This is a genomic window from Candidatus Niyogibacteria bacterium (assembly GCA_016432485.1).
In the GTDB taxonomy this organism is placed as follows: Bacteria; Patescibacteriota; Minisyncoccia; order HO2-45-28; family HO2-45-28; genus HO2-45-28.
On sequence record CP066691.1, the window covers coordinates 797,789 to 819,721 of the forward strand.

Below are 21,933 nucleotides of genomic sequence, written 5' to 3' on the forward strand. Positions count from 1 at the left end.
ACTTTAAGGCTTGTTTTTCTTAACCTGGTTTCATATGAAATCGGTTTTTTTTATTTTATTTTTACTATTTTTACCGTTTTTGGCCGGCGCCCAAGTCATTATTAACGAAGTGGCTTGGATGGGGAATCAGACCTCGGCATCTGATGAATGGATGGAGCTTTATAATTCAGGAAGTTCGGCAGAAGATTTATCGGGCTGGATTTTAATTTCCGAGGATGGCGGTATGACTATAAATCTTCAGGGCAATATCTCGGCCGGCGCTTACTATTTAATTGAACGCACCGACGATACGACCGTTCCGGAAATTATGGCCGATTTAATTTCGCCTTTTGGCAACGGCCTTTCAAATTCCGGCGAGATTTTAATTTTGAAGAATTCTTCGGGTCAGGAAATTGACCGTGTTGACGCTTCGGCGGGCTGGCCCGCGGGCGATAATGCGACTAAAGAAACAATGCAGAAATCGGCGTCCGGCTGGATTACGGCTGCCCCTACCCCAAAATCAATTAATTCAGGGGCGGGGCAAGCGGTTGAAAGCAACGGAGATGCCGATCAAAGCCAAACCCCGGCTCCAGCCGAATCCGGTTCTGTAATGCCCCCGCCAGCCCCGCAAATAATTGCGGATGCCGGAGGAAAACGGATAGCAATCTCCGGAGCCATGATAAAGTTCGAAGCCAAAGTCACGGGCCTTAAAGGCGAACCGTTAAAAGCCGATGATTATTTGTGGAATATGGGTGATGGCAGTATTAAACGCGGGCGGTTTGTTTATCACGTTTATAATTTTATCGGCGATTATAATATTGATTTGAGCGTTTCGGTCGGCGGTATTTCGGTGTCTGATCGCGCGACGGTAACAGTGGTGCCGAACGGCGTCGTTATTTCCGAGATAAAACCCGGCAATGGAGGGTGGGCGGAGATTTTTAACGATTCTAAATTTATCGTTGACCTTTCGCACTGGGGCATTTCCAACGGCAGTAAAGTCTTTTATTTTCCGGAAAACACCGCGATTCTTTCGCAGTCGCGCGTTGTCATAACCGAGACGGCTTCAAGTATCGTTTTTCCCGATTCCGGTTCGGCCGCCCTTCTATATCCCGACGGCAAAACGGCGCGCCAATTTGTTTACTCCGGGCATATTCAGGATGATGAAAGTTTTCATTATGTCGGAGATGAAATAAAAATTGGCATTGAAAGTCCTGGTGAAAATAAATTTGTCGCGAGAGTGAGCTCCGGCAGTAAAAGCCGGGTTCTTAATATTAGTAATTCTTCTGTCTCGGAAGTCGCGCCTCCGAGTAAAAGTGATGAAGATAAGATTTCGATACCGGCGAATAAACAAACCGCTGCCGTTGGCGATTCGTCATTTGCGGGTTCCTCGTTTTTTTGGTTCGTTATCGCTTTGGCAGTCGGAATTTTGTCCGCGGGCGGCTACTTATTCATAGTTCGACGCGGCTCGCCATGAATAAAGCGCGATGGTTTTTTCCAGCATTTCCTGAATTGTAAATTCTTTCAATATTTTTTGTTTGGCGTTTAGCCCGAATTTCTCCCTTAATTTTTCGTCCGCCGCGAGTTTAAATACAGCTTCTGCCAGGGCGGAGGCGTTTTTTGGAGGCACAAGAAAACCGGTTTTGTCGTTCTCAACAATATCTTCGTTTCCGCCAATGTCCGAGGCAACTATGGGCAACTGCGCGAAAGAGGCCTCCATTAAAGCGTAAGGCAGCCCTTCTTTGAGCGAAGGAAAAACAAAAATATCAAAGGCCCTCAAATACAAATACGCATCGGGTATAAATCCGGAAAAGCGAATTTTTTCCGAAATGTTTTCTTTGGCCGCCAAAGTTTTTAAATTATTTAATTCTTCGCCGGAGCCGATAATATAAATCAAGAAATTAAAGCCCCTTTTATTCAGCGCTCCGCCGGCTTGAACGAGATAACGGAGTCCTTTATTTTTTGTTAATTCCGCCGTTGTTCCCAGAATTAGAGCGTTTGGCGGCAGGCCGAGCCTTCCGCGCGCCTCCTCACGAGTTAATAACTCCGCAATCGGAGAGAAACCGTTGTGAATCAGATGTATTTTTTTGGCGCAAAACGGCAGCTTGCGCGCTCTTTCGTGATTATTTCTTGAGATTACGATGACTTCGCATGATAAGAGAAACGTTAGCCATGTGGCAATTAAAATAATAAAACGCGAAAGCGGATTTCTGTCTTCGTCATAAGCCAGACCGTGGGAGGTAAAAATTATATTTGGCGTCCCTGTCAGGCGAGCAGCCAGAGAACCTATGCCGCCGGCTTTTGAACTATTAAGATGAATTACGTCTGGTTTTTCGAAGCGGAACAATTTTAGAAGTTCAAAAAACGCTTTTAATTCTCGCACAAAAGAAATATCGCGCATAAAAGATTTTACGAATATTGTCCGTATTTCGTGTTCGCGGAGTTTTTGGGCAAACAATCCTTCCTTGGCGTCTTTTTCCCCAGAGCCTCCGAAAGCGACAACCACTTCAAAATTTTCTTTGGCGGCGACCGCTAAATTATAGACATATCTTTGAGCTCCGCCCCAGTTTGACTTGGTTATTACAAAAAGTATTTTTTTAATTTTTTTACGATTGACCATAAATAAATTTTATTATATAATAAGCTGAAAATGCCTGAAAAGTCAAAAATTTTAATTTTTTCTACGGCCTATTTGCCGTTTATCGGTGGAGCGGAGCTGGCGATAAAAGAAATCACGGATCGCCTCGGAGGCGAATTTGATTTTATTTTATTTACCGCCCGTTTCAGCCGCGCTTTGCCCGCGCGAGAAAAAATCGGCGCGGTTGAAGTTCATCGTCTCGGATTCGGCCTGTCTTTTGATAAGTATCTTTTGCCCATTCTCGGCTATCTTAAAGCCAAAAAAATAATCAACCGCTATAAGCTAAAAGCTAAAAGCTATAATCTGTTGCTCTGGGGTATGATGGCCTCATTCGGCGGCATTGCCGCGTATTTTTTAAAAAGAAAAAATCCTGATATAAAATTTTTACTGACTTTGCAGGAAGGAGACCCGGAAGAATATCTGACTTCGGGCCGTTTGGGCCTGATGGGTTTTTGGCTTAAAAAATTGGTTATGCTGGCCGATCAAATTCAGACGATCAGCCGCTACCTTAAAAATTTAGCCGTAAAAGCCGGCGCGTCCGCGGAAAAAACGCTGATTGTGTCCAATGGCGTGGATTTGGAAGTGTTCGGGCGCGAGTTTAGCGCGGAAGAACTCAAAGAGCTTAGATTGAAATGCGGCATCGTTAGAACCAAAGACAAAATCGCGATTACCGCTTCTCGCCTGGTCCGTAAAAACGCCGTGGACATTTTAATAAAAGCCATGGTCGAAATTCCCGGTGAATATCTGCTTATCGCGGGTCGAGGCGACTTGGAAAAAGAACTGAAAAAATTAACCTCGGATTTAAAAATAGAAAAAAGAGTGCGATTTTTGGGCAATGTGGGACACCGGGATTTGGCTAAGTACTACGCGATTTCGCATTTATTCGTGCGTCCGTCCCGTTCGGAGGGTTTGGGCTCGGCTTTTTTGGAAGCAATGGCGGCTGGGCTTCCGATAATCGGAACCAATGTCGGCGGTATCCCTGATTTTTTGCGAGACGGTTCAAACGGCCTTTTTTGTGAAATAGACGATCCTAAAGATCTCGCTTTCAAGATAAAAAGGATTTTTTACGACCAGGAATTCAGGAAAAAACTTTCCGAAAACGCCCTTAGAGACGCTCGCGAAAATTATTCATGGGACGCCGTCGCCACAAAAATGGGCGGAATTTTTTATCGTTTAATTCATACAAAATGAAGATTTTAATCTCCACGCCTCTTTTTCCGCCCGACATCGGAGGTCCCGCGACTTACAGCAAAGTTCTTGCTGAAGAATTTCCGAAATACGGCGTTAATGTTGAGGTTTTGTCTTTCGGTGGCGTTCGGCATCTGCCTAAAATAATTCGTCACGCAGTTTATTTCTGCCGAGTTTTTTGGCGCGCGCGTAAGGCCGATATTATTTTTGCTCAAGACCCGGTTTCGGTCGGCTTTCCTTCGGCGCTTGCCTCAATGATTTTGCGAAAGCCGTTTATTTTGAAAGTGGTTGGTGATTACGCTTGGGAGCAGGGAGTCAATCGTTTCGGCGTCAAAGAACTGCTGGACGAATTTCTCAATACGCCACACGGCTGGCGTATTGAATTTTTGCGCCGGGTTGAGAGGTTTGTTGCGAATCGCGCCCGCGCGGTTATTGTGCCGAGCCGATATTTGAAATCGGTTGTTGAGAAATGGGGGATTGAATCCGGAAAAATTAAAGTAATTTATAATTCCGTTCAACTTCGATATATCGAAGTTGAAAAAGAAAAAGTTCGTAAAGAATCGGATTTGGCTGGAAAAATTTTAGTCAGCGTCGGCCGCCTTGTGCCGTGGAAAGGTTTTGAAATGCTGATTGGAATAATGCCGGAAATTTCAAAAAAATATCCGGACACGAAGTTATTAATAATCGGCTCCGGCCCCGAAGAAAGCGCGCTAAAAGCTAAAAGCTATCAGCTAAAAGCTAACGTGCAATTTTTAGGCAATTTGCCTCATGAGCAGGTCCTGAAATATTTGAGAGCAGCCGATATATTTTTATTAAACACTGGCTATGAGGGATTTTCGCATCAGATCCTGGAAGCTATGGTAGTCGGCGCTCCGATTATCAGCACGCATTCGGGGGGCAATCGCGAGATTCTCAAAGATCGCGAAAATTCCATAGTGGTGGGTTATAATGACAAAGAAGCGTGGGTACGGGCAATTTTCGAACTTTTTGAAAACTCGAGTTTGTATTCCGGTATTTTGCAAAATTCCAAAATAGATATCGCGCGTTTTTCCGGTCAAAACATGATTGAAGAAACATTAAAAGTTTTAAAATATATCCCTAATTCGCGCGAATAAGAGAATAGTTTGAAAAACATGAATTCCGAAACCAAAACCTGTCAGAGTTGTAAATCCGACTTCGTCGTTGAATCCGATGATTTTGAGTTTTACGAAAAAATAAAAGTTCCGGCGCCGACTTGGTGTCCCAAATGCCGGCTTCAGAGGCGACTATCATTTTGGAATCTAGTAAATTTACACAAAAGAAAATGTGATTTATGCGGCAAAGACACAATTTCTAATATCTCGCCAGATAAGCCCTTTAAAGTTTATTGCCCCGACTGCTGGTGGTCGGACAGGTGGGATGTTTATGAATACGGCCGTGATTACGATTTTTCTAAGCCATTTTTTGAACAATGGAGCGGGCTATTTCATGAGGCACCGCTTTTAGGGCTTGCTATTGATGTGGACATTGTCAAAGATTCGCCATACAACAATAATGCCGGACATTTAAAAAACTGTTATCTTCTTTTTCACGCCGTTTATAACAAAGATTCGGCATACGGAGCTGTTCTGGTGTATAACGAATCGGTCATGGATTGTGCTTTTATGCACACAAATGAACTTCTTTACGACTGCATGCATCACCACAAATGCAGTAAATGCGCCGGCTCCAGGTGGCAGGCCATAGAGTCCAGAGAGTGTTTCTTTTGTCGCGATATTATAAATTGTCATAATTGTTTTGCCTCTGCCAATTTACGGAACAAAAAATACTATATTTTTAATAAATCTTATTCAAAAGAGGATTATTTTAAGGAAATCGCTAAATATGACCTCGGTTCTTATAAGACCTATCAAGAAATCAAAAAACTTGCCGAAGAACACTGGAGGAAGTTTCCTCCAAGACCCAAATATGACAACTTTTCTGTGAATTCAACCGGTGATTTTGTTTTTTACTCCAAAAACTGTAAAGAATGTTTTGAGGTGGTAGATACAGAAGATTCTAAATTCATGTTTTTAGTGTCAGATGGACCCGTTCGAGATTGTTATGATATTTCGGCCAGCTGGGGGAACAATTTTTCCCTATCTTATGAATCAGTTATATCCGGAAATCATACTTCTGGTGTCCGGTTTTGCCAGGGGGTTGGTATGGGAATACAAAATGCGGAGTATTCTCACCATTCCTTGTTAAAAGGCTCAAACCATTTTGGATGCGTTTCAATGAAGGGCGGAGATTATGTCATTCTAAATAAACGTTATTCTAAAAATGAATTTGAAAAGTTGCGCGGAGAGGTAATTAAACATATGGATGATATGCCATATATAGATAAAAAGGGAAGAGTGTATAAATATGGAGAATTCTTCCCGCCGGAATTGTCCGTCTTTGGTTATAACGAAACAATTGCCCAAAGCGCCTTCCCCCTTGCAAAAAAAGAAGCTGAAGAACAGGGTTATCGGTGGCGAGACGAGGACAAAAAAGAATATAAAACGACCAAGAAGGTGTCTGACATCCCCGACCATATTAAAAACGCGGGGGATGATATTTTGCAGGAAATTATTGAATGTCAGAAATGCGCCAAGGGTTATAAAATCATTCCTATGGAGCTGAAATTTTTACGGGAGATGAACTTTCCCCTGCCGAGAGAGTGCCCCATTTGCCGGATTAATGAAAAATTTTCGTCTCACATTCGAGGTCTTCATATTTTAAAACGCAAATGTTCCAAGTGCGGCGCCGGTTTTGAAACCTCGCATCCGGAGGACGAAATACCCTATATTTTGTGCAAAGAATGTTATCAAGAATCGTTAGAATGAAACACACCCCTTATTCGCACGAATAAGGGAATGGTTTAAAACTTAGAATATGCATACATCATATGACCCCGCAAAGAAATTAGATGTTCGTTGCGAGGAATGCTATCTTAAAGAATTCGCATGAAAATTCTAATGTTTTCGGCTGATCCGACGATTTTGGATAAAGAGTCCTCGGCGTCAAGAAGGATGGTGGAATACGGCAGGCGCGTGGAGCGGCTTGATGTTTTGGTTTTGACCTCCCGCGCGGCGGTGAAGCAGTCGAGCGGAGGAGGGGTTGCGGGCAATGTTCTTGTGCGGGCGTTTACGGGGAAATTCATGCGTTTTCCGAAAGCGTTTTTTGCGGCATGGCGGGCGCTGAAGTCCGAAAAGTACGACTTGCTGACGGCGCAGGATATTGAGCACGCTTTTATTTGCCGGCTACTTTCTAAAAGTTTCAAAGTTAAATGGCAGATGCAGATTCACGCGGATATTTTCAGTCCATTTTTTACTAGACACTCGATGTTTAATAAAATGAGGGCAATGCTCGCTAAATTTTTGATTCCGCGAGCATCGTGTATCCGAGTTGTGTCCGAAAGAATTAAAAAATCAATAATTAGAAAATTTAACAATCTTGGAGGCAAAATCATTGTTTTGCCGATTTTGGCGGAGTCAGCCGATTTAAATGTTGAACCAAAAGTATTTCCTGAATTTGATAAGACGATTTTAATGGTTTCGCGCTTAACTTCCGAAAAAAATATCGGGTTAGCGCTTGATGCGATAGCGGAAGTAATTAAAGGACATCCGAAAACCGGTTTGATAATAGTTGGCGATGGCTCGGAGCGCGAAGCCCTTGAGCTAAAAGCTGACAGTTTACAGCTAACAGCTAATATTAAATTCGAGGGCTGGCAAAAAAATACCGCACAATACTACAAAGGCGCGAATATTTTTCTTTTGACCAGCCGGTATGAAGGTTGGGGAATGAGCGCGGTTGAAGCCATGCGATACGGCGCAGCAGTTGTTATGGCCGATGTTGGTTTGGCCGGAGAGTTTGTTGAAGACGGAAAAAATGGCCTTATTATTCCGGTCAACGACAAGGATGCTTTGGTTGCCGCAATTTTGCGCCTTTTAGAAAATGACGAGCTGCGCCGAGATTTGGCTGAAGCGGCGGCAGAAAAAGTTAAAAAACTTGCGAGCGAAGAAGATTATTATGGGCGTATAGTCGAATCCTGGAAAAAATGCTCAAACTTTTGATTATCACGCAAAAAGTTGATGCGCGGGACCCGATTTTGGGGTTTTTTCACCGGTGGCTTGAAGAATTTTCAAAGAATGTTGAGAAACTGACCATTATTTGTCTTGAAAAGGGCGAATATAATCTTCCTTCAAATGTTAAGGTTTTGTCGCTAGGCAAAAAGAAATTAGAAATTAGAAATTGGAAATTAGAAATTCTGCATCGTTTGATATACTTATTCAGATTTTACGGACATATTTGGCGAGAACGGCGTAGCTATGATGTTGTTTTTGTGCATATGAATCCGGAGTACGTGATTTTGGGCTGGGCTGATTGGAAAATTATGGGCAAAAAAATCGCTCTTTGGTATACGCATAAAGCCGTTAATTTAAAATTGCGTCTTGCCGAGAAGCTCGCCGATAAAATTTTTACGGCTTCTCGCGAAAGTTTTCGCCTGCCCTCAAAAAAAGTAGAGGTTGTGGGGCATGGGATAGACACACAAAAATTCACCCCGTCATTCGACGGGGTGCCCGGTCGGATGACCGGGCAATTTTCAAATAAACTACAAATAATAACGGCGGGGAGAATTGCGCCGGTGAAAAATTTGGAAACTCTGATAGAGAGTTTTAGTATTTTGCAAAATTCCAAAATAGATTTTGAAGCTAAAATTGCCGGCGGGCCGGCAACAAAATCGGACGAAGTTTATTTTGAAAAATTAAAGTCGCTTGTTCGGCAAAAAGGCCTTGAAAACAATGTTTTTTTTGTCGGTCCCATTCCGTATCCCCGAATTCAGGATTTTTACCATTCCGGCGACATTTTCGTGAATTTAAGCGAAACAGGCAGCCTTGATAAAGCCGTGCTTGAAGCGATGTCTTCGGGACTTTTGGTGATTACCTCAAACGAGGCTTTTCATGATATTTTGTTTCCGCAATTCTTTTTAGAAAACAAAACTCCGGAAGTTCTTGCTGAAAGAATAAAAAAAATGTCATCCGAAAATCGTCCAAATTTAGGACTTCGGGAGCTCGTTGTGAAAAACTACGGCTTGGAAGTTCTTATTAAAAAGATTATTGCCCTGTTGGTCGAGCGGTAGAAATCTGATATTTTGAGCACATGATCGATTTATCCATTGTTATACCTATTCATAACGAGAAAGAAATTTTAGAAAACGAGGTTCGCAAACTAACTTTGGCTCTTGAAACAGCCGTTGCCGGACGCGACTACGAAATTTTATTGGTGGAAAACGGAAGCTCGGACAAAACGCCTGAAATCGCAAGTAACCTTAGCCGGAATTTGCCAAAAATAAGAGTTATTGCTCTTCAAAATGGCGACTACGGCGCCGCTATGAAAGAAGGAATTTTACAAAGTCGCGGACAATACGCGGCGATTTTTAATATTGATTTTTGGGACATTGAAGCTCTTAAAAAAACTCTCTATTTGTTTGAAAATGAAAAAAAGGACGTGGTTGTGTGTTCAAAAGCAATGCGCGGAGCCCAAGACCGACGTTCCTGGAAAAGAAGAGCGCTGAACCGGATTTATAATTTATCTTTGCGCGTCCTCTTTAACTATCGCGGCACTGAAACTCACGGCATTAAGTTTTTGCGTTTGGAGCCGATCATTCCTATTCTGAAGAAATGTTGGACTTCGGGCGCTATGCTGGATACGGAGCTTTTGCTGCGCGCGCAAGATGCTGGTCTTAAAATAGCCGAAATTCCCGTAATCTGCGAAGAAAAAAGAAAAAGCGTTTTCGGGCTTTCTAAACACCTGCCGCGGGTTTTTAAAGACACCCTTGCCCTTTTTATTGAACTGCGTCTTAAAATTTAAAAAAGCAGGTTGAAATTTTTAAATAACGTGGTAAAATTTTTTCATCAATATGAGTTCAATTTTAATCACGGGAGGCGGAGGTTTTCAAGGCAGTCATCTGGTCGAATCTTTGATTGCGCAAGGACACCGCGTTTCTATTTTAAATACCCGCTCCAAAACTGCACTTAAAAATCTGGCCGCGGTCATCGATAAGGCCAATTTTATTTGGGGAAACATTACCGATAAAGAATTGGTTGAAAAAAGTGTTCGCGGGAAGGACGCGGTATTTCACATGGCGGGACTCATAAACGTTGACGAATCCCTTGATAATCCGGCTTCTTTTTTTGAAGTTAATGTTTTGGGGACACAGAATGTTTTGGAATCGGTAAAAAAGCACGCGTCGCGTTTAATTTATATTTCCAGCTGCGAGGTGTACGGCGACGGTCATAATTTAAAAGAAGGAGAAAAGCTGTCCGAATTTTCTGAAATGAGACCATCGAGCCCCTACGCATCGTCAAAAGCCGCGGCAGACGGGATGTGCTTTTCATATTTTAAATCTTTCGGAACAGACGCATCGATAGTTCGGCCGTTTAATGTTTTCGGCGAGCGTCAAAAAAGCGGAAAATTCGGAGCACTCATTCCCATTTTGGTTTCAAAAGCACTTTTAGGAGAAGATTTAACAGTATTTGGCGACGGTTCTTCAACCAGAGATTACACTTATATCAGTGACATCGTGCGGGCCTATAATCTTGTTTTGAATAATCCCTCCCTAAAAGGCCGGGCTGTCAATTTTGCGAGCGGCGTTAACGTCTCGGTTAAAAATATCGCCCAATACATCGCAAATAAATTTAACGTTAATGTTGTTCACGCGCCCGCTCGTCCCGGCGAAGTTTCTCGCCCCCCCGCGGATATTTCTTTTGCCAAAAGTTTGGGCTACGAGCCCGAAATAAGCATTTGGGAGGGCATTGACCGCTATATTAATTGGGCGAAAAATCAATAATTCGCAGAGATAAAACTTCTCGGATTCATTTTTAAGAGCGAAATAAAATGATATATAATAGAGAAATGTTTCCAAACACCTCTTGGTCGGTTTTAGCCGCGATTTTATTTATTTTTGCTTTTGTCAATCTTTATTCATTATCAACTTTAACCACTAAACCGGCTGTATGGTATGACGAAGGCATTAACATTGAACTTGCGCGAAACTTTTCAGAGTTCGGGAAACTTGATCTTATTGTTGAACCGCTCGTATTTTCCGGCAGAGGAGCCAATGTCGGCTCAACCGGCTATCCCGTTACCGTTCCTTTAGCCGGGTTTTTCAAGGCGTTTGGATTCGGATTTTCGCAGGCTAGGATCTACATGCTTTTATGGATGAACATCTTTCTTATAAGTCTCTTTTATTTTGTTAAAAAAATCTGGAATACCCGTATAGCGCTTCTTGTTTTGCTGCTCGTCGTTTCTTTCCCGTCTTTTTATGCCAACGGGCGAAGCGTTATGGGAGAAATTCCCGGGCTCGCCTTTCTGTTATTTGCTTTAGTCTGGTATTTCCGTAAAAAAAATAATTTTATCATCGGCGTCTTTCTCGGACTGGCGGTTGTCAGTAAGCCCTCGGTTTATGCTTTTTTTATTCCGGCTTTCGCGGCGCTTTTTTTATTGGACAGAGAAGATTTTTTTAAAAAGATAATTAATTTTTGTGCGGGAGTATTCCTGCCGTTTTTGGGGTGGCTTATGATATATTCGGAAGCCGCTTTTTCTTCTTCGCTCTGGAGGGCCCTTCAAAATCACTTTATCAATCCGTATGCCGCCGAAAATTTCACTGTCGTCGGAAACATTCAAAATAATCTTGGATTATTCTTGCGTTCTTCAACTTTGATTTACTTTTCTTTTTTCGCGGCTGTTATACTGCTTGCCGTTTTTTTGAGCAGAGATTTTCGTAAAAATAACCGCGCTGTTTTAATACTAGCCGGGCTTTACGCGCTATTTCAACTGTTTTTCTTTCTAAAAAGTTTGGGATATTTTCGTTATCTTATCGCCGTTCAGATTTTTATTTTTATTCTGTTGCCTTTGGCCATTAAAATTATTTTTGAGAGGTTTTATGGCGACCGGAATTCCAAAATTTTTGCCGCCACCTTTCTTATATTTGTTGTTTCGTTTCAGACCGCATATCTATTCACTAAAGCAGATATTTTTTATTCAAACGAAACGCAAGACGCTTTTGGTTATCTTCGTGAGAATTTTGAAGAAAGTTCAATCGGCGTTATTAATTTGCCATCACTCGCGAGTTTGCTGCCGCCGGAAAAAAAATTCCAGAATATTTCCACTTACGGATTAAGGGATTTGGGACGAAATCCGCTTTCGTTTGAACACGAAAAACTTCCTGGAGTCGTTGTTTTTGAATCCTCTCTGATTCTTAAAGTGGCGGATACGGCCAGTCTTGAAAAATTTTACAGACTGGACAAAAAAATCGGCCGGATACTTATATACGCCAAAAAGCCGTAGTTTTATTTCTTGCCCACTATCACGAAACTCGGCGAAAGAAAACCGATGAGGCGTTTTATTTTGAACTTTAAGACCATATATGGAAAATAGCCGTATATTTTTGCCGACGGAAACAATTTTTTTATGTATTTAATGTGAAAAAAGTTTTTGTGACCCTCGTTTTGCCAGTCTTTATGGTCGAGTCTGAACAATTTCAAAAAATAGTAAAGCCAGAAATAGGAATTAGGCGTAGTTAAAATATACGAGCCGCCGGGTTTCAAAACGCGCATCATTTCGGCTATTGCCAGGCTATGATGTTCAAGATGTTCTATTACTTCGGAGGACCATGCCAAATCAAAAGAATCGTCCGGAAACGGAAGCCTTTGATTTAAATCCGCCGGAACCATTTCGTCATAGCGGCAGTCGGAGTCAACATTCGGGTATTTTCGTTCTTGGTCCACGGAAGTTGTTTTATACCCTTTGGCTTTTAATTTTTCAGACCAGTATCCGTCTCCACAACCTAAATCAAGAGCGCGGCATTGACTTCGGCAGTTGGGAACGCAATTAAACGCGATTAACTTTGCCTTTGTATCATGTTTAAAGGTTCCTTGTCCTAAATCAATCGGCGTTTTGGCTAACAGCTTTATAAGAGGCGTGCTCATGTGTTAATATGCCTATACAATAGCATAAATGAAAAATAATAAAATAATTGTTTTGATTATTTTTGCGTCTCTTGCGGTTTCACTTGCTTACTCTTTTTATTTTAAAATCACGCCGGCGGTTGACGCCGCGGCTTACGATAAAATAGCTTGGAATTTGACTCAAGGCAACGGATACAAAGAAAACGCCGATCTGTCTTACGAAGAGGACATAGCTATTTTGCGAGTCGGGCCCGGCTATCAATTTTTTCTTGCGGGGATTTATTCTATTTTTGGGCGAAACTTGGGGGTTGTCTGGATTATAAACGCGATTTTGCACGCGCTCTCGGTTTTATTTGTTTTTCTTTTAAGCCGAGAAGTATTCAAGGAAAATTCAAGGCTGCTTTTGGGATTTACGGCCGCCGCACTAATCGGGTTTTCGCCTGACTTAATCACAATGTCCGGAATGTTGATGACCGAAACTCTTGCGATTTTTCTTATTATCTTATCTGTCTATTTGTTTTTCAGATACATAAACAGCGTCGAAAAGCCGTTTTGGCTGGTTATTGTATCAGCGCTCGTTTTCGGTTTTGCGATTATGGTGCGCACACCTATAGCACTCATGATTTTGCCGGTTTTATATTATTTTTATGCCGGCGGCCAATTAAAAAAAGCGGCGGTTTTTATTATAATTTTGGCAGCGTTATTTTCCCCGTGGATTATAAGAAATTATAAAATCTACAATGTCTTTATTCCAACTAATTATGCTTTTGGTTACGATTTGCTTGTGGGTAATCATTTGGGTTCAACAGGAGAGCTTGAACCGTATGAGCCGGCCGAACGTTATGTTTATGAGTACAGCCGCGTTGAAGGAAATCGCCAAGCTCTCGGTGACGCCCTGACTTTTATTGCCGGGCATCCCTTTGAATTTTTAAAAATAACCGCGCAGAGAATTTCAATTTATTTTAGTTTCGCGCGCCCGACTGGTTTTTGGTTTCACTTGGAAGGTGAAGCAAGGGCTGCGACTCTTGCTCTTTCGGCGATATACTCGGCCTTAATTTTCGGCCTTGGTTTTTGGGGGATTTACAGGGCCGTGGCGCAGAACCGAGTTTTGCAAATGCATCTGAATGCAAGGCTGCTTTTTTGGATATTCATAATGGTTCCGCTGGCCGTCATTTTCATTATTGTTGAGACAAGATACAGGTTTTTAGCTTATCCTCTGCTTGCTGTTTTTGCCGGTTTTGGTTTATCGGATTTATCCGCCTTCGCAGAAGACCACGGCTGTAAAGCCGTGGATGAATGCGAAGGTCGGACCCTCCGAAGCTCGGAGAGCGAAGGAGGGTGCTTCGGCGGATTCCGCCGAAGAAATGAAGGATACCACGGGCGTAAGCCCGTGGAGGCTTCATTTAATGGAAAGCTTGAGTTGAAGCCGATGCTGGTAATTTGGGGTATTTTGTTGTTAAATAGTGCCATAGATATTATGCGTAATTTGGAAAGAGTCGCGGAAAAATTAAAAGAGTTGATATGACCAAGACTCTATCAATAATTATTCCGGCATATAACGAAAAAAAGACCATTTCCGAAATTATCCGGCAGGTTCAAGGCGTTTTTTTGGAGGGGATTGAAAAAGAAATTATCGTGGTTGATGACGGTTCAACTGACGGCACCCGCGATATTTTAAAAACGATTCCGGGTATAAAATATATTTTTCATGAAGAGAATAGAGGAAAGGGAGGCGCTGTTAAAACCGGATTTCAGGCGGCACTAGGCGATATTCTTTTGATTCAGGACGCGGATTTGGAATATGACCCCAATGAATACGGCAGATTGCTTGGTCCGATTTTGTCCGGACGGGCGGATGTGGTTTACGGATCGCGTTTTGTCGGAGGAAATCCGCATAGAGTTTTGTTTGTTTTTCATTACCTCGGAAACAGATTTCTTACGATTTTATCAAATATTTTCACCGGTCTTAATTTATCGGATATGGAAACATGCTACAAAGTTTTTTCAAAAGAGGCGGCGGATTCAATAAAAGACAAGATTAAATCCAAAAAATTCGGTATTGAACCGGAGTTGACGGCGCGCGTAGCTAAAGGAAAGTGGCGCGTTTATGAAGTCGGTATTTCTTATTACGGCCGAACTTACGAAGATGGCAAAAAAATAAATTGGAGGGATGGGGCCGCGGCAATTTTCCATATTATCAGATTCAATTTATTTACTAAATAAATTGAATCTGAAAATCCGGTTTCGGATTTATTAAAATTTATGCATAAGATTTTAGTCATTACTCCTCGTTTTCCTTTGCCAGATGCCGGCGCCTGTGAAAAAGACCGGCTGTCAGGCATTAAACAGTTAAAGCGCCTTGGTTTTGACGTGCGGATTTTGGCAAAAGTATTTGATTTTCAACCAAAGGATGAAATAGAAAAATTTTCGCAAGATTTCGGCACGCACGTTAATTTGCTCCCCTACGAAAATAAATTAGGTCTAAGAAAAATTTTAAATCCTTTTTATTGGGACGGCGCGGCTTATGAGTATGCGTCATCCGTAACAAAAAAAGCTCTTATTAAAATACTTGACGAATTTGGGCCGGATTTGGTTTGGGTTGATTATACCTATTTATGGCCGCTTTACGGTATTTTGCGCAGAAGAAAAATACCGATTATTACTCGCTCCATTAATTTTGAGCCCTGGCATTTTCTGCAAGAAGACGGTTATTCGCCGTTAAATATTATAAAATCTCTTTCCAAACTTTTAAGTGAAATCATAACTATTCATAAAAGCGATTTTTTATTCGCCATCACCCGGAAAGAAGAAAAAATTTATCGCCTATTAGGGGCGCGTAATACCGTTACTTTGCCATTGCGCGGACTGCCGGTTTGTTTAAAAAACGAGCATCAAATTAAAAATAAAGAGATTCTTAACGTTTTTTTCGCCGGTTCAACCTATAGCGTTTCCCACAACAAAAAAGCCCTTGAGCTTATTTTAAAGAATATTGCGCCTGCCGCTCTGCAAAAATATCCGGGCAGATTTATTTTCCATATTACCGGCAGAAAGTTTCCGGAAGATTTTAAGCCGTTTCTCGGAAAGTTCGCCGTTTATCACGGAACAATTAACCGCTGGGAAGAATTTTTGGAGGATATGGATATCGCCGTAGTTCCCTCGTTATACGGAGCCGGCATGCAGCAAAAAATTTTTGAACCCATGTGTCGCGGAATTCCCACGGTTGCGTCTTCAAGGGGCCTTGCGGAGTATCCTTTCAAAAATGAAGAACATTTGCTTTTAGCTAAAACCCCGAATGATTTTGTAAACGCGCTTATTAAACTTCTGGATACAAACTTTAGAAAAAAGCTCTCCGAAAATTCAATAAATCTTTCTAAAAAGTTATTTTCTCAAGAAATTTTGGATTTAACCGTTTTATCGGTTCTGAATAAGTTATGTGCGCGATAAACGGTTTTAATTTTTTGGACCGCGCATTGATTGCGCGTATGAACGCGGTTAATCGCCATCGGGGTCCGGATGCTTCGGGAATTTTTTCCGAGGACGGAATTTCGCTGGGGCATAACCGTTTAAGCATTATTGACCTGTCGGAAAAGGCGGGGCAGCCTATGAAAAGTTTTGATGAAGCGGAAGTTATGGTTTTTAACGGAGAGATTTATAATTTTAAAGAACTCAAGAGCGAACTCGGAGGTTCTTATCCGTTTAAAAGCGAAAGCGACACCGAAGTGATTCTCGCGGCTTTTCGTAAGTGGGGTCCGGATTGCGTTAAAAAATTCAACGGCATTTTCGTTTTTGCCATCTGGGACAGAGCAAAAAGAGAAATTTTTCTCGCCCGCGATCATCTCGGGGTAAAACCGCTTTATTATTATATAAAAGACGGAAAATTTATATTTTCTTCTGAAATTAAATCAATTTTGGAACACGCTATTTCGCGCCGTCTGAATTTGGAGGCCTTTAATCATTATTTGCGCGTTTTATATGTCCCGGAGCCTTTGACGATGTTTGAGGACATATATAAATTCCCGCAGGCAAGCCGCGGATTTTACAAGAACGGGGAATTGAAAATAGAAAAGTATTGGGAAATTGAACCAGACAACTATTTGCGCGCTTCTAAAGCGCGTATCGGGGAAGAGTTAAGAAATAAAATACAGCAGGCGGTTAAATCGCAACTTATATCAGATAGGCCATTGGGACTTTATCTTTCGGGGGGGCTGGATTCGAGTATTCTCCTTTACAATATGGCGCAAGAGCGCGGAAAGATTGACACTTTTTCTGTCGGATTTTCTCTGAAAGAAGAAGAACAGAAAGAAAAATTTAATGCCGATTTTAATTTGGCCAAAAAAACCGCTTCTTTCTTCGGAACGAATCATAATGAGGTTATAATTGGTCCCGGAGAAGTTTGGGATTTTCTTGAACGTTCCGTCTGGCAAATGGATGAACCCATATCAAACCCCACGGCTTCGGCCATGCTGAAGCTTTCCGGTTTTGCCAAAAACAAAGTTGATGTGGTTTTGGCCGGTGACGGCGGAGACGAGCTTTTTGGAGGATACGAGCGCTATCGTTTAAGCAGGATAGCTACTTTATTTCAAAAAATTCCGGGATTTTTGCGCGCGCCGTTTAATTTAAACCGAAAGTTTAAAAAGCTGAATACGCCGGCCGGCGTTGAGCGATTCGCGCTTTTTATGTTTCAAAAAAACGATATTTTAAAGAAAGTCGTGTCGTCGGATTATTTCAACCGCGATGTATCTAAGTCGTTTTTTGAAAGAAGATATTTCGGACAGCCGTCAGAAACATCTGACTCCGATTTTAAGACCGTGTTTTCGGGAAATTTCGAAGAAACGCTCATGAATGTTGATCGGCGAACTTGGCTGACGGACTTTGCTTTAATGCTGACCGATAAAATGTCTATGGCAAACGGACTTGAGACGCGAGTGCCGTTTTTGGATAAAAATATCGTGGAGTTTGCGGCGCGCATCCCTCTTCAATACAAGATTGATTTATTCAATACCAAAAAAATTTTAAAAAATGCCTATCGCGGCAGAATTCCGGATTATCTTTTAAACCAGCCCAAACGCGGATGGTTTTCGCCCGGAGCAAAATGGCTGCGCGCGGATGAATTTAGAAATAGAGCCGAAGAAGCGCTTTCGCCGGGCTATTATCCGGCAACAAAGGCGCTTTTCGATTGGCGGGATATTAAACAAATACTTGAGAATCATATCTCCGGAAAGGAATATAACCTTAATATTCTTTGGGCCATTCTTACCTTCCAGCTTTGGGCAAAAAGGTTTAATATCCATATATAATGCGCGCGCTTTTATATATAAAAGAAATCTGGCGAGGCAAGGATTTATATCGTATTTTGATGAATAACGAGTGCGCGAAATACGCGCTTCGCGGAAAAACCGCGGATATCGGCGCAGGTTCCGGTTCGGCGAGTTACCATCGCTTTTTTACCAAAGAAGCCGGAACAGAAATCATATCGCTTGATCGCCGGACATCGCCCATTGATTTTGAATTCGATCGACTGCCTTATCCTGACGTAAGTGTTGATACGGCGCTTGCTTTTAATATTCTTGAACATATTTACGAATATCAAAACCTGCTTTCGGAAATAAAAAGAGTTTTGAAGCCGGGCGGGCGGGTTTACGGAGCAACGCCCTTTTTGGTGGGGTTTCATCCCGACCCCCAAGATTTTTGGCGCTATACCAGCTCTGTTCTTTTGGAGATTTTTCGGTCAAACGGTTTTAAAGATATTGAAATAAAAATTTTGGGCAGGGGGCCGTTTATCGCGTCTTTTTTTCAACTTGAATTTTTGTTCCCGCGTCTTTTTAAAATGGCGATTTTACCACTTTATTTTCTATTGGATTTTTTATTTCTTAAATTGAAGCCGAATGTCCCAAAAGAAAAATTCGCTTTAGGCCTTTTCTTTTTTTTCGCAAAGTAAAATATCATGAGATTAATTTATACGGCAAATATTCGCCTGCCTACCGAGCGCGCTCACGGTTTTCAGATTATGAAGATGTGCGAGGCATTCGCATCATTAGAATGCATTCGTATATTGGCATCGCACGAAGCAAATGACGCGAATAAAATTGAGGTGGAGTTGGTTGTGCCGAGACGGCTAAACCCGATTAAAACTGACCCGTTTGAATATTACGGAATCAAGAAAAGTTTCAGGGTTAAATATCTGCCTGTTTTGGATTTGGTAAATTTCGGCCGTTTTGGTTTCTGGCTGGAATCTTTGTTTTTTTCAAAAATTTTATCAATTTATCTTTTCTTTAAGAAAACAGATATTATTTATGGGCGGGATGAACTGCCTTTATACTTTTTAAGTTTTTTCAAGAAAAATATTTTTTGGGAGGCGCATCAGGGCAGAATAAATGTCGCGGCTCGTCGGCTTCTTAAAAGAGTTTCGGGCATTATAACAATAAGTGAGGGTCTAAAAAATTTTTATATTAAAAACGGAGCGGAAGCCGAAAAAATCATGGTTTCTTCTGATGCCGTTGATTTTGACTCTTTTAACATTTCGCTTTCAAAAGAAGAATGCCGTCAAAAATTAAATTTGCCGCAAGACAAAAAAATTGTTCTTTATTCTGGCCATCTTTACGTCTGGAAGGGCGCGGATATTTTACTTGAGGCAGTAAGGGAATACTCAACATTCAATACTCAACATTCAACTCTTTTTGTTTTTGTGGGCGGAACGGAAAAAGACATTTCAAGTTTTAAAGAAAAAAGCTCAAATTTTGAAAATGTTTTTGTTGCCGGCCACAGGCCACATTCAGAAATTCCTCTGTGGCTTAAGGCGGCAGATATTTTGGTTTTGCCTAATTCGGCTCGCGAGGAAATTTCGCGTTCTTTTACCTCGCCCCTGAAGCTTTTTGAATATATGGCGTCGGGAACGCCGATTATCGCTTTTGATTCGCCGTCAATCAGAGAAATAGTAGATACGAACGAAGTTTTATTTTTTAAACCGGACGATGTCCATGATTTGGCGAACAAAATAAAATACGCGCTTGAAAACTATGACGAGATGCAAATCAAAGCGGTTTTGGCCAAAGAAAAGGTTCGGGGCCGCACTTGGTTGGAAAGAGCCGAAAAAATACTCTCGTTTATTTCCTGGAAACGGGGTGCTTCGGAGAAGTCTGATTTTTGGCCGGCGCTATTCGCGGGTCTCGGTATTGCCGTTTTAAGCTTGCCGATTTTGAAGAACATTTCGGTTTTTGACGAAATTTTCTCGTTCAACCGCGGATTAGCTTACATAATTTTAATTTTGTGGCTTTTGATTATACCTCTTGGAGCGGTTTTGGGAGTTTACATCGCCGATATTATCGGACGGAAAAAACCGATTATTTTTCAGATCGTGAAATACGGCCTTATAGGCTGGCTGAATGTTTTTATCTATGCCGGAATTTTTAACATGATTTCCTGGCTTACCGGAATTGTTTCCGGTTTGGCTGCCGATTTTTTTCTGGTAATATCTTTTATCGCGACAACCGTCAATGGATTTTTCTGGAATAAGTTTTGGACTTTTGAGGCGAGAGGAGGAGATGGTCGCAAAGAATATATTAAGTTTTTCGCCGTAACCGGAGCAACGGCCCTCTTAAATATTTTTTTATTTCATTTGATTGTAAACACATTTGGCGCGCCGGACGGAATCAGTGAAGAAATATGGGCAAACATTGCCATACTGGGTTTGATCCCGGTGGCTTTTCTTGGCAATTTTTTTGGCTATAAAATTTTTGTTTTTTCCGCCCTTGGCAGAAAGAAATTTTTTAGTTCGTCGTAAATACGCGACATTCCATACAAAGCAAAAATTAAAATAAACACTTTAATTGATTCGCGGAATCGGGCATTAACCGCGAGTCCGATAATGGCGGTTGCCGCTAAAAAATAAGTAATACTCCATAAAGCGAGTTCTGCCGATTTTCTTTTGGGGCCGTTTCTTAAGTAAAAAACAGCGCCGTAAAAAAATGAGATAGCGATTAAAATCCAGATGACTCTGCCGCTGATTATCAGCGTTCCCGGACCGGAAATTAATTCAGCCGTTTTTTTAAGCAATTTTACGGGAGAGTTAAAAAACATAGTCAACGAAGAACTTTCCAGGCGAAAATCCCTCAGTGATCCCATGTGCTGGAGCACGGTTAAATAACCATCGTTGGAAAAAAAAGCGTAAGAGGTCGTAATCAGAGATTTCGCAAGTCCGCGCGGGTGTTTTTTCAGTTCATTAACCGCTCTCTTTTGAAAAAAAGATTGGTTCTCGGGCGCGTATACTCGCTCTATACCCAGACTGGTTTGTTTTTTTTCTTCTTCCAGGAATTGTTTTCTGGCGTCTTCAAGTCCGATATTTTGCTCCAAAGACACGGCGGACGGAACAAGATACATATATAAATTTTTGGAGGGCTGTATTGTTAAAAATAATTTGTTGAATGTGGAATAATTGCGCCAAAACCATGGCGACAGGACGAGGACGAATAAAATGAGCATAGTAAGGATTTGATATATCAATTTCCCGGATAATTTTTTACGGAATTTCCAAAAAATAAATAAAGCGATAAAGATCGGCAGATATTCAATTGTGGGCCTGGTCAGCGTCGCTAAACCGAGATAAAATCCCGTAAACGCCGCGTTTTTAAGATTTTGCTCCTCAAGATATTTGAAACAAAAATTCATCCCCAAAAGAAAAAGAAAAGTAAAAAGCGTTTCTGAAAGCAGTACTGTTGAAAGATATACGGAAAAAGGTTCAAGGGCCATTATCAGTCCCGCGGTAAACGCAAGTTTTTCATTCGTTAAAAAATATTTAGCGATCACCCACGCCAAAAGAGGCGTAATGCTGGCTATTATTATTTGGGCTGCTAAAACCGCCCAAAAACTTTTAAAAATGTAAACAAGCCCTGTTACGAAAAGCGGGTAAAGAGGCATTCGTTCGGCCCCCGGCGTGAAAGGCGGCATTGAATCATGAGAGAATCCCCGCCCCTCAAGAAGATTTGTCGCAATTTCGTAATAGCCGTCGGAAAGAACTAAGGAGTCGATCAGGTCTTGCCCGTGGCCATTAAATATTGTATAAAAAAACAATACGCGCGCTATTACGGCAACTGCGAAAAGTATTAAAAGCGGGCGATATTTTTTAATAAAAGGCATTATTTAATAATAATCAAATTATAGAAG

At 41.6% G+C, this 21,933-nt stretch carries 18 protein-coding genes; 15 read left to right on the plus strand and 3 right to left on the minus strand.

Annotated elements, in window-relative coordinates; genetic code table 11:
• The first annotated feature begins 34 nt into the window (after positions 1 to 34).
• Positions 35 to 1,453, plus strand: a complete 1,419-nt coding sequence (locus tag HYY55_04485) for a lamin tail domain-containing protein (protein ID QQG46183.1) — start codon at positions 35 to 37, stop codon at positions 1,451 to 1,453.
• Here the strand turns inward: HYY55_04485 and HYY55_04490 are convergent.
• Positions 1,424 to 2,596: a glycosyltransferase family 4 protein gene (locus HYY55_04490; protein QQG46184.1), complete on the minus strand. Its 1,173-nt coding sequence runs from the start codon at positions 2,594 to 2,596 to the stop codon at positions 1,424 to 1,426. The genes HYY55_04485 and HYY55_04490 overlap by 30 nt on opposite strands.
• Positions 2,597 to 2,626: 30 nt before the next feature.
• Here HYY55_04490 and HYY55_04495 point away from each other — a divergent pair, with 30 nt between their 5' ends.
• The 8 genes from HYY55_04495 (at position 2,627) to HYY55_04530 (ending at position 12,154) form a co-directional block, all read left to right on the plus strand.
• Entirely contained in the window at positions 2,627 to 3,805 is a 1,179-nt protein-coding gene (locus tag HYY55_04495; protein ID QQG46185.1) for a glycosyltransferase family 4 protein, read from the plus strand.
• Positions 3,802 to 4,917, plus strand: a complete 1,116-nt coding sequence (locus tag HYY55_04500; protein QQG46186.1) for a glycosyltransferase family 4 protein — start codon at positions 3,802 to 3,804, stop codon at positions 4,915 to 4,917. Before HYY55_04495 ends, HYY55_04500 begins: the two co-directional genes overlap by 4 nt.
• Positions 4,918 to 4,935: 18 nt before the next feature.
• Positions 4,936 to 6,648: a hypothetical protein gene (locus tag HYY55_04505; GenBank protein QQG46187.1), complete on the plus strand. Its 1,713-nt coding sequence runs from the start codon at positions 4,936 to 4,938 to the stop codon at positions 6,646 to 6,648.
• A gap of 120 nt (positions 6,649 to 6,768) precedes the next feature.
• Positions 6,769 to 7,878, plus strand: a complete 1,110-nt coding sequence (locus HYY55_04510; GenBank protein ID QQG46188.1) for a glycosyltransferase — start codon at positions 6,769 to 6,771, stop codon at positions 7,876 to 7,878.
• Positions 7,863 to 8,945 (plus strand): glycosyltransferase family 4 protein, encoded by a 1,083-nt coding sequence (locus HYY55_04515; GenBank protein ID QQG46189.1) that lies wholly within the window; start codon positions 7,863 to 7,865, stop codon positions 8,943 to 8,945. The genes HYY55_04510 and HYY55_04515 overlap by 16 nt, the downstream gene beginning before the upstream one ends.
• Positions 8,946 to 8,965: 20 nt before the next feature.
• Positions 8,966 to 9,676, plus strand: a complete 711-nt coding sequence (locus HYY55_04520) for a glycosyltransferase (GenBank protein ID QQG46190.1) — start codon at positions 8,966 to 8,968, stop codon at positions 9,674 to 9,676.
• A gap of 49 nt (positions 9,677 to 9,725) precedes the next feature.
• On the plus strand, positions 9,726 to 10,655 hold the full coding sequence (locus HYY55_04525) for an NAD-dependent epimerase/dehydratase family protein (protein ID QQG46191.1): 930 nt from the start codon (positions 9,726 to 9,728) through the stop codon (positions 10,653 to 10,655).
• A 47-nt stretch (positions 10,656 to 10,702) separates the two neighbouring features.
• A complete protein-coding gene (locus tag HYY55_04530) occupies positions 10,703 to 12,154 on the plus strand; it encodes a glycosyltransferase family 39 protein (protein ID QQG46192.1) in 1,452 nt (483 codons plus the stop codon).
• Positions 12,155 to 12,156: 2 nt separating this feature from the next.
• On the opposite strand, the gene HYY55_04535 is transcribed toward HYY55_04530, so the two are convergent.
• A complete protein-coding gene (locus tag HYY55_04535) occupies positions 12,157 to 12,795 on the minus strand; it encodes a class I SAM-dependent methyltransferase (GenBank protein ID QQG46193.1) in 639 nt (212 codons plus the stop codon).
• A gap of 28 nt (positions 12,796 to 12,823) precedes the next feature.
• Between HYY55_04535 and HYY55_04540 the strand changes: the two genes are divergently transcribed.
• The 6 genes from HYY55_04540 to HYY55_04565 are packed head-to-tail and all read left to right on the plus strand — an operon-like array spanning position 12,824 to position 20,554.
• A complete protein-coding gene (locus tag HYY55_04540; GenBank protein QQG46194.1) occupies positions 12,824 to 14,299 on the plus strand; it encodes a glycosyltransferase family 39 protein in 1,476 nt (491 codons plus the stop codon).
• Positions 14,296 to 14,997 carry a glycosyltransferase family 2 protein gene (locus HYY55_04545; protein ID QQG46195.1) on the plus strand — a complete coding sequence of 234 codons (702 nt, stop codon included), beginning with the start codon at positions 14,296 to 14,298 and terminating at the stop codon, positions 14,995 to 14,997. The genes HYY55_04540 and HYY55_04545 overlap by 4 nt, the downstream gene beginning before the upstream one ends.
• A 39-nt stretch (positions 14,998 to 15,036) precedes the next feature.
• On the plus strand, positions 15,037 to 16,218 hold the full coding sequence (locus tag HYY55_04550) for a glycosyltransferase family 4 protein (protein ID QQG46196.1): 1,182 nt from the start codon (positions 15,037 to 15,039) through the stop codon (positions 16,216 to 16,218).
• On the plus strand, positions 16,206 to 18,071 hold the full coding sequence (gene asnB, locus HYY55_04555) for an asparagine synthase (glutamine-hydrolyzing) (protein QQG46197.1): 1,866 nt from the start codon (positions 16,206 to 16,208) through the stop codon (positions 18,069 to 18,071). Before HYY55_04550 ends, asnB begins: the two co-directional genes overlap by 13 nt.
• Complete coding sequence (locus tag HYY55_04560; protein QQG46198.1) at positions 18,071 to 18,712, plus strand: class I SAM-dependent methyltransferase; 642 nt, start codon at positions 18,071 to 18,073, stop codon at positions 18,710 to 18,712. Before asnB ends, HYY55_04560 begins: the two co-directional genes overlap by 1 nt.
• 6 nt (positions 18,713 to 18,718) lie before the next feature.
• Positions 18,719 to 20,554, plus strand: coding sequence for a glycosyltransferase (locus tag HYY55_04565; GenBank protein ID QQG46199.1), 1,836 nt, complete (start codon positions 18,719 to 18,721; stop codon positions 20,552 to 20,554).
• Here HYY55_04565 and HYY55_04570 read toward each other — a convergent pair.
• Positions 20,497 to 21,906 carry a glycosyltransferase family 39 protein gene (locus HYY55_04570; GenBank protein QQG46200.1) on the minus strand — a complete coding sequence of 470 codons (1,410 nt, stop codon included), beginning with the start codon at positions 21,904 to 21,906 and terminating at the stop codon, positions 20,497 to 20,499. The genes HYY55_04565 and HYY55_04570 overlap by 58 nt on opposite strands.
• Positions 21,907 to 21,933: the final 27 nt, after the last annotated feature.

What these genes read in the sequence shown, in the direction of transcription:
- HYY55_04485 (QQG46183.1), top strand. Translation starts at nt 35, where the DNA reads ATGAAATCGGTTTTTTTTATTTTATTTTTACTATTTTTACCGTTTTTG.
- HYY55_04490 (QQG46184.1), bottom strand. Translation starts at nt 2,596, where the DNA reads ATGGTCAATCGTAAAAAAATTAAAAAAATACTTTTTGTAATAACCAAG.
- HYY55_04495 (QQG46185.1), top strand. Translation starts at nt 2,627, where the DNA reads ATGCCTGAAAAGTCAAAAATTTTAATTTTTTCTACGGCCTATTTGCCG.
- HYY55_04500 (QQG46186.1), top strand. Translation starts at nt 3,802, where the DNA reads ATGAAGATTTTAATCTCCACGCCTCTTTTTCCGCCCGACATCGGAGGT.
- HYY55_04505 (QQG46187.1), top strand. Translation starts at nt 4,936, where the DNA reads ATGAATTCCGAAACCAAAACCTGTCAGAGTTGTAAATCCGACTTCGTC.
- HYY55_04510 (QQG46188.1), top strand. Translation starts at nt 6,769, where the DNA reads ATGAAAATTCTAATGTTTTCGGCTGATCCGACGATTTTGGATAAAGAG.
- HYY55_04515 (QQG46189.1), top strand. Translation starts at nt 7,863, where the DNA reads ATGCTCAAACTTTTGATTATCACGCAAAAAGTTGATGCGCGGGACCCG.
- HYY55_04520 (QQG46190.1), top strand. Translation starts at nt 8,966, where the DNA reads ATGATCGATTTATCCATTGTTATACCTATTCATAACGAGAAAGAAATT.
- HYY55_04525 (QQG46191.1), top strand. Translation starts at nt 9,726, where the DNA reads ATGAGTTCAATTTTAATCACGGGAGGCGGAGGTTTTCAAGGCAGTCAT.
- HYY55_04530 (QQG46192.1), top strand. Translation starts at nt 10,703, where the DNA reads ATGATATATAATAGAGAAATGTTTCCAAACACCTCTTGGTCGGTTTTA.
- HYY55_04535 (QQG46193.1), bottom strand. Translation starts at nt 12,795, where the DNA reads ATGAGCACGCCTCTTATAAAGCTGTTAGCCAAAACGCCGATTGATTTA.
- HYY55_04540 (QQG46194.1), top strand. Translation starts at nt 12,824, where the DNA reads ATGAAAAATAATAAAATAATTGTTTTGATTATTTTTGCGTCTCTTGCG.
- HYY55_04545 (QQG46195.1), top strand. Translation starts at nt 14,296, where the DNA reads ATGACCAAGACTCTATCAATAATTATTCCGGCATATAACGAAAAAAAG.
- HYY55_04550 (QQG46196.1), top strand. Translation starts at nt 15,037, where the DNA reads ATGCATAAGATTTTAGTCATTACTCCTCGTTTTCCTTTGCCAGATGCC.
- asnB (QQG46197.1), top strand. Translation starts at nt 16,206, where the DNA reads ATGTGCGCGATAAACGGTTTTAATTTTTTGGACCGCGCATTGATTGCG.
- HYY55_04560 (QQG46198.1), top strand. Translation starts at nt 18,071, where the DNA reads ATGCGCGCGCTTTTATATATAAAAGAAATCTGGCGAGGCAAGGATTTA.
- HYY55_04565 (QQG46199.1), top strand. Translation starts at nt 18,719, where the DNA reads ATGAGATTAATTTATACGGCAAATATTCGCCTGCCTACCGAGCGCGCT.
- HYY55_04570 (QQG46200.1), bottom strand. Translation starts at nt 21,906, where the DNA reads ATGCCTTTTATTAAAAAATATCGCCCGCTTTTAATACTTTTCGCAGTT.